The sequence below is a fragment of the Actinomadura sp. CNU-125 genome, from assembly GCF_001942465.1.
Lineage (GTDB): Bacteria > Actinomycetota > Actinomycetes > Streptosporangiales > Streptosporangiaceae > Spirillospora.
In genome coordinates, this window is sequence record NZ_MKJY01000005.1 from 18,754 (window position 1) to 29,445 (window position 10,692).

Sequence of the window (10,692 nt, forward strand, 5' to 3'; positions counted from 1 at the left end):
GCACCAGTGACCACGGATCCGAGCGAACCGGAGATCACCGAACTCGACCTGTCCGACGTCGAGCACCGCGTCGGCAAGCCGGTCGGCGGCGCGCAGCTGTGGGAACCGTGCAGCGCCTCCGACATCCGCCGCTGGGTCATGGCGATGGACTATCCCAACCCGCTGCACTGGAACGAGAAGTTCGCGCGCGAGTCGGAGTTCGGCGGGATCGTCGCGCCGCAGTCCATCGCGGTGGGCCTGGACTACGGGCACGGCGCGCAGCCCGCCTGCGTGGGCCACATCCCCGGCAGCCACCTGATCTTCGGCGGCGAGGAATGGTGGTTCTACGGGGCCCGCGTGCGTCCCGGCGACAAGCTGTACCAGGAGCGCCGGTTCCACGACTACAAGGTCGCGGAGACCAAGTTCGCCGGACCCACGATGTTCTCTCGCGGCGACACGACCCACACGAACCAGCACGGGCACCTCGTGGCGAAGGAACGCTCGACCGCGATCCGCTACCTGTCCGCCGAGGCGCGCAAGCGCGGCATGTACGAGAACCGGCTCGGCGAGATCAAGCGCTGGACGCAGGCCGAGCTGGACGAGGTCGCGAAGGTGCGGCACGACTGGATCCTGTCGAACCGGGCGGGCGTCTCGCCCCGCTTCGACGAGGTCGAGGTCGGCGACCGGCTGCCGCGCCGGGTCATCGGCCCGCACAGCATCGCGACCTTCACCACCGAGTACCGGGCCTTCCTGTTCAACATCTGGGGCACCTTCGGCTGGGTCGCGCCCGAAGGCGTCGAGGACCCCTGGATCAACCAGGACCCGGGCTGGGGCGCCGACTTCGCCTTCGACGAGGAGGGCGCCGAGATCGACCCGCGCAAGCGCGACGGGCTGTACGTCGGGCCGTCCCGCGGGCACATCGACGCCGACCGCGCGAGCGAGGTCGGGATGGCGCGCGCCTACGGCTACGGCGCCACGATGGGCGCCTGGTGCACCGACTACCTCGCCTACTGGGCCGGGAACGACGGCATGGTCCGCCACTCCAAGGCCGACTTCCGCGGGCCCGCGTTCGAGGGCGACGCGACCTACTTCGACGCCGAGGTGAGCGGCAAGGAGCGCGAGACGGCGTGGGGTGTGCCGCTCGTCCAGGTCGAGTTGCGCCTCACCGACCAGCAGGGCGGTGTGCTGGTGAGCTGCACCGCCGAGATCGAACTCCCGCTCTGACCCGTCCCTGAGAAGCGCCGAGGAGATGCCCCATGGGCGCCGAGACGATCAACGCACCCCCATCGATCGCGGCGGGCCCGCCGCTCGCCGACGAACCCGGCCTCGGGCCGCTGACGCTGCCCGGGTTCCTGCGCGCGGTGACGACCGAGTACGCCGCGCGCGAGGCGCTCGTCCTGCGCGCGGCGGACGGCGACGTCCGCTGGACGTACGCCGAACTGTGGGACCGCGCACTGGAGGTGGCGCGCGCGCTGCGGGCGTGCGGCGTCGGGAAGGACGGCCGCGTCGGCGTCCTCATGACGAACCGTCCCGAATGGCTCGCGGCGGTGTTCGGGACGTCGCTCGCCGGAGGCGTCGCCGTCGCGCTCAGCACGTTCTCGACGCCGTCCGAGCTGGACCACCTGCTCCGCGTTTCGGGCGTGTCGGTCCTGCTGTTCGAGCGGACGGTCGCGGGGAAGGACTTCGCGGCCGTCCTGACCGGGCTGGAACCGGGCATCGGCGAGGCGGCGTCGGTGCCGCTGCGGTCGGCGAAGTACCCGCTGCTGCGGCACCTCGCCGCGGTCGGGGAACCCGCCCCGGGGATCGCCGGGTGGGACGAGTTCCTGCAGCGCGGTGACGCGGAACCGCCCGACCTGATCGAGGCGGCGGCCGAGGCCGTGCGGCCGAGCGACACGGCGGCGCTGTTCTTCTCGTCCGGTTCCACGAGCCTGCCGAAGGGGATCCTGAACGCCCACCGCGGCATCGCCGTCCAGCTGTGGCGGTTCCGCCGCATGTACGGGGTCGGCCCGGACGACCGCGTCCGCTGCTGGACGGCGAACGGGTTCTTCTGGTCCGGCAACTTCGGCATGGCGATCGGGACGACCCTGGCCGCGGGCGGTTCGCTCGTCCTGCAGGCGACGTTCGACCCTGAGGAGGCGCTCGAACTGATGCAGGCCGAACGGGTCAACATGCCGCTGGCCTGGCCGCACCAGTGGGCCCAGCTCGAAGGCGCGTCCGGCTACGGCGAAGCCGACCTGAGCAGCCTCCGGTTCGTGGACTTCGACACCCCGCTCGCGAAGCACCCGACCGTGTCGTCGAAGTGGTTCGAGCCCGGCCACGCCTACGGCAACACCGAGACGTTCACGATCACGACGGGCTATCCGGCGGACACGCCGGACGACGTCCACGCGGGCAGCAGCGGCGTGCCGTTCCCGGGCAACACGGTCAAGGTCGTCGATCCGCTGACCGGCGTGGTCGTCCCGCGCGGGGAGGCCGGCGAGATCTGCGTGAAGGGACCCACGCTGATGCTCGGCTACCTCGGCACGCCCCTCGACGAGACGCTCGACGCCGAGGGGTTCTTCCACACCGGCGACGGCGGCCGCCTCGACGCCGACGGCCGGCTGTTCTGGACGGGCCGCCTCACCGACATCATCAAGACGGGCGGCGCGAACGTGTCGCCGCGCGAGGTCGACGAGGCGCTCGCCGCCCATCCCGCCGTCAAGGTGACGCACACCGTCGGCGTCCCGCACGACACCCTCGGCGAGGTCGTCGTCGGCTGCGTCGTCCCGCACGACGGCGCGTCCCGCGACGCCGGGGAGTTGCGCGCCTTCCTGAAGGAGCGGCTGGCGAGCTACAAGGTGCCGCGGCACGTGCTGTTCTTCGCCGAGGACGACATCGCCCTCACCGGCAGCTCGAAGATCAAGACCGACGACCTGCGGAAGCTGGCCGCCGAGCGGCTGCGCAACGGCTGACTCCCCCGGAACCGGCGTCCCCCTCTCCCTACTTGCCGGGAGAGGGGGACGCCGTCGTTTCCCTTGCGGGTCAGAACACGCTGCCGAGGTCCTGGCGGAGAATGCCGGCCATGCTGTGCTCGGCGAGGGCGGCGATGGTCATGGACGGGTTGCAGTCGCCGGTGGAGCCCGGGATGCGGGCGCCGTCCAGGACGTAGAGGCCGCGGTGGCCGAGGACGCGGCCGATGCCGTCGACCGCGTCGCCCATGGGCACGCCACCGAGGGCGTGCCACGTCGACGGCTTCTCCGCGTCGCTGTCGATCATCATGCCGCCGCCGACCCGGGCGATCTCGTTCATCCGCGCGCGGACCAGGGCCTGCAGGTCGGCGTCACCCGCGGGGTCCCAGGTCAGCTTGGCATCGTCGGCGGCGGCGTCATAGGCCCAGGTGCCGGTCGGGTTCACGACGCCGTACCCGACCACGGTCATCATCTTCGTGCCGTCCGGCGGCAGCATGGGGGACCCGGCGTGGATGATCGTGTACGGGATGGGGCTGTCGGCCACGCGGCCGCCCACGCACGCGGGGCCGCCCTGCGGCCGTCCGGGGTCGCCGTCCATCTGGACCCAGGCGTAGATCCGGTCGCCGTTGTTGCCCCACTTCGTACCGACGGCGTCGGGCAGGTCGGGCACGAGGTTCTTCGCCTTCGCCTTGACCATGAGCCGGGTCGTGCCGGGCGACCCCGCGTTGAGGAACACCGCGTCGGCGATGATGCGCTTGTGCTCCTGCACGACACCGCCGGTGTCGATGCGGTCGACCTCCAGGACCCAGCGCTTCTGACCGTCCATCGACAGGTCACGGACCACATGCAGCGGCGCGGTCTCGACCCGCCGGGTCGCCTCGGCGGCGGCGAGGTAAGTGACGTCGATGGAGTGCTTGCCGCCGTTGTTCACCCCGAAGGTCAGGTCGCTGGTGGTGTAGGTCGGCTCGTACCGTCCCTCCAGCTCCCCCCGCGCGTACCTCCAGTCGATGGGCAGCGGCACTCGGAACGTCTCCAGGCCGGCGTCGGGCGCCACGTCCAGGAACAGCCGCGACGACCGGTACGGGTCGGCGGCCAGGACGTCGTCGGGGACGGTCGTGATCCGCAGCATCCGCGAGACGAGCGGGTACGCCCACCACTTCAGCGCGAGGTAGTCGTCGGCCATCGTCGGCATGGACGCGGCGAAGGCCGCCTCGGACGGCTGCAGGGTCATGCCGTGGTAGGTCAGCGAGCCGCCGCCGACCGCGGAGCCGCACTGGACGGTCATGCCGTCGCCCTGCACGGTCTCGATCACGCCCGTGTAGGGCTCCCACGTGCCCGGGACGCCGGGGATGCCGCTCTCGGTCGTCAGCCAAGACGACCGTCCGTCGATGTTCGCCATGCGGCAGAAGGTGTCGGCGTTGGGCCCGGTCTCCCATCGGCGTCCGCGTTCCAGCACGAGCGTCCGCACTCCGGCGAGGCCGAGCCGCAGCGCGGTGACGCCGCCGCCGAAGCCGGACCCGACGACGACGGCGCGCTCCCGCTGCTCGGTGACGGGGACCCGGGACGGGCTCGTCGCGGCCCGGGCGCGCCCGGACGGCAGGCCGGCGGCGAGGCCGAGCCCGCCGACCGCGGCGGCGCCGAGCAGCCGCCTGCGATCGATTCCGGGGGCGGCGTTTCCTGCAGGGGTGTTGTCGTTCATGGCGTGCTCCAGGTCCGTTGCGATGCCGGTCGGGGCGGGAGGGCGCGGGAGTCCCGCTGGATGAGCCGGGGCGTCTCCGTTCATGCGCGGCGACTCAGCGGCCGCGAAGGGCCGGGGTCTTCCGGAAACGGGCGCCGATCCAGCACGTCGTCGTGCCGACACGGAAGGATTGTGCAACTCTCGATAGACGAGAATTACATTCCGCTATAGGAGAATAATCCGACCAAGCCGGATTCTGGAGCCTCGAAGGCATCGCCGATAAAAGACTGTTTCGGCACACAATCGGTTCTGCGCAGGCGCTTGCGCACCTGGTGCTTCACGGCCGGGCGTTGGGACGGCTCACGCCCGGCGGGCGGCGACACGAAGGCGGGGCTTCCCGGATCATTCCGGAAAGCCCCGCCTCGGTGGTCGTCTCACTCGGCCGTGATCGCGCGCTCCGGGCAGTTGCGGACGGCGGCGTGCACCCGCTCCTCGTGCTCGGCGGGGATCACCGGCACGCGGACGACGGCGTAGCCGTCGTCGTTGAGGTCGAAGACCTCCGGGCACGTGGAGCAGCAGACTCCGTGGCCCGCGCAGCGGTCCTCGTCGATCGTGACCTTCATCGGGCCTCTCCCCCCTTCGGGGTGAACTCCAGGTGCAGGCTGGTGATGCCCCGGAGGATATAGGTCGGGACGTACTTGTACTTGCGGTCGTCCGCGGGGCCGTGCTTGCTCTCGGAGACGCGGATGTCGGACGTGCGGTCCAGGATCCGCTCGATCGCGGCGCGGCCCTCGGCGCGGGCGAGCGGCGCGCCGGGGCAGGTGTGGATGCCGCGCCCGAACGCCACGTGGTGGCGGGCGTTGGCGCGGGCCGGGTCGAACTTCTCCGGGTCCTCGAACTTGCGGGGGTCGCGGTTCACTCCCCCGTTCACCACCATGACGGTGGTCCCGGCGGGGACGTCGACGCCGCCGATCGTCGTGGGGACGCGCGACAGCCGGAAGTCGCCCTTGATCGGGCTCTCGTGGCGCAGCGTCTCCTCGACGAAGTTCTGGATGCGGCCGTAGTCCTCGCGCAGGTACGCCTGCACGTCGGGGCGTTCGGCGATCACCTTCAGCGCGGTGCCGAGGAGCCGGACAGTCGTCTCCTGGCCCGCCGCGAAGAGGTTCGCGGCGACCTTCGCCGACTCGATCGGCTCGGGGGTCGAGCCGTCCGGGAACGTCGCGCTCGCCAGGCCGGTGAGCACGTCGCCGCGCGGCGACCGGCGGCGGTCCTCGATGTAGGCGGCGAAGCGCTCGTACAGGAACGCCAGCGGCGTGTGCGCGAGGCTCATGTCGTCGGTGCTGCCGATGGTGCCGGTGTTCTCCTGCAGGTTGAACTGCTCGCGGAAGTCCGGCAGGTCCTCGTCGGGGACGCCGAGGAGGTCGGCGATGACGAGCAGGGTGAACGGCCCGGCGAACCCGCGGATGAACTCGCCGCCCGTCCCGTCGAGGTAGGTGTCGAGCAGGCCGTCGGCGAGCCGCCCCATCTGCTCCTCGTTCTCCTTGAGGCGCTTCGGGGTGATCAGCTTCATCAGCAGGCTGCGGTGCGCGGTGTGGACGGGCGGGTCCAGCGTGGGCAGCTGGTCGCTCATCGGCAGCTTGTCGCGGTGCTCCTCGATCAGGTCGGTGATGTCGTCGCCCTCGATCGGCACGGGGAAGCCGGGGAACGGGCCGGTCACCGAGACGCACGAGGAGAACGTCTCCGAGTCGTGCAGCACCTCGATGGCCTCGTCGTATCCGGTCACCATCATGACGCCGTGATTGGGTTCGCGGGTCACCGGGCACTTGCCGCGCAGCGCGTCGAAATACGGGTAAGGGTCGACGTTGAGCTCGTCGCCCCGGAAGAAGTCGGCTTTATCGAGGTCGTCCGCCATCGGATCCGCTCCTGTTCGAAGGACGGAGGCCGGGTTCCGGCCTCCGGAGGTGGAAAGGGGGTCGCTCATCCGGTGCCCGACGTCCGCGCCGGCTTGACCTGCGGGCGGCTGCGCGGGAGGCCGAGGTGCCGTTCGGCGATGATGTCGCGGAGCACCTCGCTGGTCCCGCCGTAGATCGTGGTGACCGCGGCGGCCCGGAACTCGTGCTCGAACACTCCGCCCGCGGGGGCGTCCGGGGCTCGGGCGACAGCACGCCCTCGGCGCCGAGGACGTCGAGCGCGTCGGCGAGGTGACGCTGCCCGGACTCGCTCCAGTAGAGCTTGCGCATGGACCCCTCGGGGCCCGGGACGCCGCCCTTCGCGGCGTGCCAGTTCATCCAGCCGCCCAGCAGCCGGGAGACCTCCTCCTCGACGGCGATCCGGCCGATCCGCTCGGCGACCAGCGGGTCGTCCAGGACGGCCGTCCCGTCGGGACGGCGCGCGCCCGCCGCCCACGCGGCGAGGTCCGGGGCGAACGACCAGTCGACGGACGTGGGCCCGGAGACGCCCCGCTCGTACACCAGCGCCACCCGCATGACGTTCCAGCCCGCGTCGACCTCGCCGATCAGCGCCGTCTCCGGGACGCGGACACCGGAATAGAAGGTGGCGTTGGTGACCTGGCCGCCGAGCGTGTAGATCGGGCGGCACTCGAAGCCGGGGTCGTCCGTCGGCACCAGCAGCAGCGACAGCCCCGCGTGCTTGGGCGCGTCCGGGTTCGTCCGGGCCAGGACGAACACGTGGCTGCAGACCTGCGCGGTGCTGGTGAACATCTTCTGGCCGTCGACGACCCACGCGTCGCCGTCGCGGACGGCCGTCGTCTTCGCCGCCGCCACGTCCGAGCCGGAGTCGGGCTCGCTGTAGCCGAGGGCGATCAGGATCTCGCCGCGCAGCGCGCCGGGCAGGTACCGGAGCTTCTGCTCCTCCGTGCCGACGTGCATGATCGTGTGCAGCACCATCGACGTAGTCGACCAGCCGTCGAAGTGCAGGCCGGCGCGGGCGCACTCGTCGAAGACGGCGCGCGCGTAGTCGGGGTCGACGTCGCCGCCGCCGTACTCCTTCGGCCAGCCGGCGGCGAGGATGCCGTCGCGGGCGAGCCGCTCGTGCAGCTCCATCGTCTGGTGGCAGCCGCTGCGGCGCTGCTCCCCGACCCATTCGGGCCGGACGTTCGCCTCGACCCAGGCGCGCGCGGCGCCGCGGTGCGCGGCCAGCTCGTCGGACTCGCGGAAATCCATCGTCACACCCCTGCCGTGGTCGGGGCCGCATCGCCGTAGAGGCGGCGCGGCAGGCCCGCGTAGGCGGCGCGCGGGTCACCGGCCACGAGCGGCCACGCCTTGGCGCGCCGGAAGTACAGCTGCACGTCGTATTCGAGGGTGTAGCCGTAGCCGCCGTGCATGTGCAGGCTGTCGGAGGCGGTGGTGAACGCGGTCTCGGCCGCGAACAGCAGCGCCATCGTCGCCAGGGCGCCCGCGTCCGGCTCCCCGGTGTCGTGCGCCCACGCCGCCTTGCGGGCGAGCAGCCGCGCGCCCTCCAGCGCCGTCGCGTCGTCGGCCAGCCGGTGCTGGACCGTCTGGAATCCACCGATGAGGATGCCGAAGGCGCGCGTCCGGTGACGTAGCCGACGCCGAGTTCGAGCGCCCGGGCGGCGAGCTCGGTCAGCGCCGCGGCGGTCAGCGCCTCCCAGCGGCGGACGGCGCCCGCGTGCGCGGCGACGGCGGCCGGGCCCTCCGCGAGGACGATCGTCTCGCCGTCGTCCAGCGCGCGGTCGGCGACCGGCATGGCACGAGGTTCGGGACGGCCGCGCCCGGCGGTTCGGGCGCGCGGGGACCGCGACGAGCGCGTCGCCGCGCAGCGCGACGACCACGACGGCGACCGCCCCGGCCGGGACGAGCCGGGCGGCGGCACCGGTGACCGGGCGCCGGCGAGATCGTCGGCAGCAGGTCGCCCGCGACGGCCGCCGCCCTTCCACGGACCGTCCGGCGCGACCTCCGCCAGCAGGGCGGTCGCGGCGGCGGCCTCGATCAGCGGCACCGGCGCCAGCGTGCGTCCCAGGCATTCGGCGGCGATGGCGAGCTCCATGAGCCCGGCGCCGCCCCCGCCCCGCTCGGCGGGCACCGGGATCGCCGGGAGCCCCATCTCCACGACCTTGCGCCACAGGTCGGCATCGAACCCGAGCGGTTCGGCCGCGCGAACCACGTCCGGAGGCGCCTCGCTCTCGAAGAAATCGAGGAGGCTCTCGCGCAGCGCCTCCTGGTCGTCGGTGAAGGCCAGGTCCACCAAGCGCCACCTCCACAGCAGGCCGGACGAGCACGCCGACATCAATGTTCTCGGACGCGAGATTAGTATTCTCGTTAAGTTAGAGCAAGCCTCCGCAGGCTTCAGCGGACGGGATCCGCCGCGGCGATCTCATCGACCAGCCCCCACGCGAGGGCGGTGTCCGCGCCGATCGCCTCGCCGGTCAGCGCCATATAAAGGGTGCGGTGCCGCCCGATCCGGCGCGGCAGGCTCACCGTCCCGCCCGCGCCCGGGATCAGCCCCATCGCGATCTCCGGCAGCCGGAACACCGCGTCCGGCCGGGCGACCACCCGGCCCGCGAACGCGGGCAGCTCAACGCCCGCGCCCACGCACGCGCCGTGCACCCGCACCTCCGCGCGTCCGCGAGCCGGTGCAGCGCGCCGCCCGCACGGCGCGCGTCCGGACGTGGTGGGCGGTCGCGAGATCGGGCGCGGTGCCGAACTCGTCGAGATCGCCGCCGGAACAGAACGCGGGCCCCGCCCCGTCGAGGACGATCCGGTCGACCCCGTCGTCGAGCAGCGCCACCCGCAGGGCGTCCACGAGGGCGTCGCGCACCTGCCGTCCGTAGGCGTTGCGTCGCTCCGGCCGGTTCAGCGTCACGTGCAGGCGGTCGCCCGCGCGCTCCACCAGGACGGGCTCGGCGGCCTCCGGCGGGAGGGGGCGCGGCCCCCGCGCGCGGAGCCACCGCGCGAACTCCGCCCCGCCGAGCAGCGTTGAGTAGGCGTACGACTCGACGTCGAGGGCCGCGGGAACCGGCAGGCCCTCGGACGCCCGCAGCACCTCGCGCAGCACCAGCGCGGCGCGCGGGTTCGCGTCCACGGCCGCGCCGATCGCCGCGAGCCGCTCCCCCGGGTCGGCGACGGTCACGCCCGCGCGTCCCGTATCGGCGGTCGCGAGCGTCAGGTCGAGCGCGCCCGCGAGGTCGGGGGCGTCGCCCAACCCGACGAGGAGGCGATCTCGTCGAGCGCCGCGCGCGCCGCCCGTCCGCGCGCCGCCGGGGTGCCGCCCGACAGGTCGACGGCCACGAGCGGGTCGCACGGGGCGCCGTCCGGGTCGAGCAGCGGCGCACCCGCCGCGCCGTCGGCGAGGTCCTCGATCGAGACGATCACCGGGCTCCCTTTCGATCAAGATCGGGCAGGGGCGCAGAGTGTATCGTCGGCGCATGTCCGGGCAGGTCGAGTGGGCGGCGAGCGGCGTGGTCGCGCTGACGGGACGTCCGGGCGGCCCGCCCCTGGTGCCGCCGGGCCACGGCGCCCGGACGCGCGGGAGCTGGCGGCGACGCTGCCGGTCCCGGTGGACGGCCCGCGCCTGCTGGCCGAACGCGCCGCCTTCACCGGGCACCGGCGCGGCGGCACGGTCTCGGCCGGGGGCTCCTGCGCTGCTGCCGACCGCGACGGATGGGCGGCCGTGTCCTGCGCCCGCCCCGACGACCCCGCGCTGCTCGGCGCCGTGATCGGTGCCGAGCTCCCGCCGGACCCGTGGCCCGCCGTGTCCGCGTGGCTGCGCGCGCACCCCGGCGCCGAACTGGCCGAACGCGCGGAACTGCTCGGCGTCGCGGCCGGTCCCGTCGAACGGACGCGCCGCCCGCCCGTCCCGTCCCCGCTGACCCCGCGTCCCGTCGAGGGGCTCCTCGTGGTCGACTTCAGCGCGCTGTGGGCGGGGCCGCTGTGCGCGCACCTGCTCGGGCTCGCGGGCTCGCGCGTCGTGGAAGGTGGACACGCCGTCGGCGCCCGGACGGCGCCCGCCGCGGCGACCCGGGCTTCTACCGCCTCCTGCACGCGGGCCACCGCTCCGTGGTGCTCGACCGCGCCGAGCCCCGCGGCCGCGCCGCCATGGCGGCGCTCG

11 protein-coding genes and 1 pseudogene are annotated in these 10,692 nt (G+C 73.2%); 3 read left to right on the forward strand and 9 right to left on the reverse strand.

Features of this window, described 5'->3' with window-relative positions; translation table 11 throughout:
* Nucleotides 1-6 precede the first annotated feature (6 nt).
* Both BJF79_RS00785 and BJF79_RS00790 read left to right on the forward strand, forming a co-directional pair.
* A complete protein-coding gene (locus BJF79_RS00785; RefSeq protein ID WP_075894549.1) occupies nucleotides 7-1,203 on the forward strand; it encodes a MaoC family dehydratase N-terminal domain-containing protein in 1,197 nt (398 codons plus the stop codon).
* A 32-nt stretch (nucleotides 1,204-1,235) separates the two neighbouring features.
* The gene (locus BJF79_RS00790) at nucleotides 1,236-2,930 is read left to right on the forward strand and encodes a class I adenylate-forming enzyme family protein (protein ID WP_075894550.1); all 1,695 of its coding nucleotides are present in this window, start codon (nucleotides 1,236-1,238) and stop codon (nucleotides 2,928-2,930) included.
* 70 nt (nucleotides 2,931-3,000) lie between these two features.
* Here BJF79_RS00790 and BJF79_RS00795 read toward each other — a convergent pair whose 3' ends face one another.
* The 9 genes and pseudogenes from BJF79_RS00795 to BJF79_RS57835 all read right to left on the reverse strand — a co-directional run bounded on the left by BJF79_RS00795 (nucleotide 3,001) and on the right by BJF79_RS57835 (nucleotide 9,956).
* Complete coding sequence (locus BJF79_RS00795) at nucleotides 3,001-4,626, reverse strand: GMC oxidoreductase (protein ID WP_075894551.1); 1,626 nt, start codon at nucleotides 4,624-4,626, stop codon at nucleotides 3,001-3,003.
* A gap of 413 nt (nucleotides 4,627-5,039) precedes the next feature.
* Entirely contained in the window at nucleotides 5,040-5,228 is a 189-nt protein-coding gene (locus BJF79_RS00800) for a ferredoxin (protein WP_075894552.1), read from the reverse strand.
* Complete coding sequence (locus BJF79_RS00805; protein ID WP_075894556.1) at nucleotides 5,225-6,517, reverse strand: cytochrome P450; 1,293 nt, start codon at nucleotides 6,515-6,517, stop codon at nucleotides 5,225-5,227. Before BJF79_RS00805 ends, BJF79_RS00800 begins: the two co-directional genes overlap by 4 nt.
* On the reverse strand, nucleotides 6,498-7,787 hold the full coding sequence (locus tag BJF79_RS00810) for an acyl-CoA dehydrogenase family protein (RefSeq protein ID WP_262401327.1): 1,290 nt from the start codon (nucleotides 7,785-7,787) through the stop codon (nucleotides 6,498-6,500). The genes BJF79_RS00805 and BJF79_RS00810 overlap by 20 nt, the downstream gene beginning before the upstream one ends.
* Nucleotides 7,788-7,789: 2 nt before the next feature.
* Nucleotides 7,790-8,521, reverse strand: coding sequence for an acyl-CoA dehydrogenase family protein (locus BJF79_RS00815; protein WP_075894553.1), 732 nt, complete (start codon nucleotides 8,519-8,521; stop codon nucleotides 7,790-7,792).
* Between the two features lie 62 nt (nucleotides 8,522-8,583).
* Nucleotides 8,584-8,871, reverse strand: a pseudogene (locus tag BJF79_RS66335) (acyl-CoA dehydrogenase family protein); the annotation flags it as partial.
* Between the two features lie 59 nt (nucleotides 8,872-8,930).
* Nucleotides 8,931-9,176, reverse strand: coding sequence for an enoyl-CoA hydratase/isomerase family protein (locus tag BJF79_RS57825; RefSeq protein WP_262401328.1), 246 nt, complete (start codon nucleotides 9,174-9,176; stop codon nucleotides 8,931-8,933).
* The gene (locus tag BJF79_RS57830; protein ID WP_262401329.1) at nucleotides 9,160-9,786 is read right to left on the reverse strand and encodes an enoyl-CoA hydratase/isomerase family protein; all 627 of its coding nucleotides are present in this window, start codon (nucleotides 9,784-9,786) and stop codon (nucleotides 9,160-9,162) included. Before BJF79_RS57830 ends, BJF79_RS57825 begins: the two co-directional genes overlap by 17 nt.
* Nucleotides 9,747-9,956, reverse strand: coding sequence for a hypothetical protein (locus tag BJF79_RS57835; protein ID WP_262401330.1), 210 nt, complete (start codon nucleotides 9,954-9,956; stop codon nucleotides 9,747-9,749). Before BJF79_RS57835 ends, BJF79_RS57830 begins: the two co-directional genes overlap by 40 nt.
* Nucleotides 9,957-10,026: 70 nt before the next feature.
* On the opposite strand from BJF79_RS57835, the gene BJF79_RS00830 reads away from it, so the two are divergent.
* On the forward strand, nucleotides 10,027-10,692 hold a 666-nt coding region (locus BJF79_RS00830), incomplete at its 3' end, for a hypothetical protein (protein WP_410050016.1).

Excerpts from the sequence above, each read along its gene's own strand:
- BJF79_RS00800 (WP_075894552.1), bottom strand. The coding sequence starts at position 5,228 with ATGAAGGTCACGATCGACGAGGACCGCTGCGCGGGCCACGGAGTCTGC.
- BJF79_RS00810 (WP_262401327.1), bottom strand. The coding sequence starts at position 7,787 with ATGGATTTCCGCGAGTCCGACGAGCTGGCCGCGCACCGCGGCGCCGCG.
- BJF79_RS00795 (WP_075894551.1), bottom strand. The coding sequence starts at position 4,626 with ATGAACGACAACACCCCTGCAGGAAACGCCGCCCCCGGAATCGATCGC.
- BJF79_RS00805 (WP_075894556.1), bottom strand. The coding sequence starts at position 6,517 with ATGGCGGACGACCTCGATAAAGCCGACTTCTTCCGGGGCGACGAGCTC.
- BJF79_RS00790 (WP_075894550.1), top strand. The coding sequence starts at position 1,236 with ATGGGCGCCGAGACGATCAACGCACCCCCATCGATCGCGGCGGGCCCG.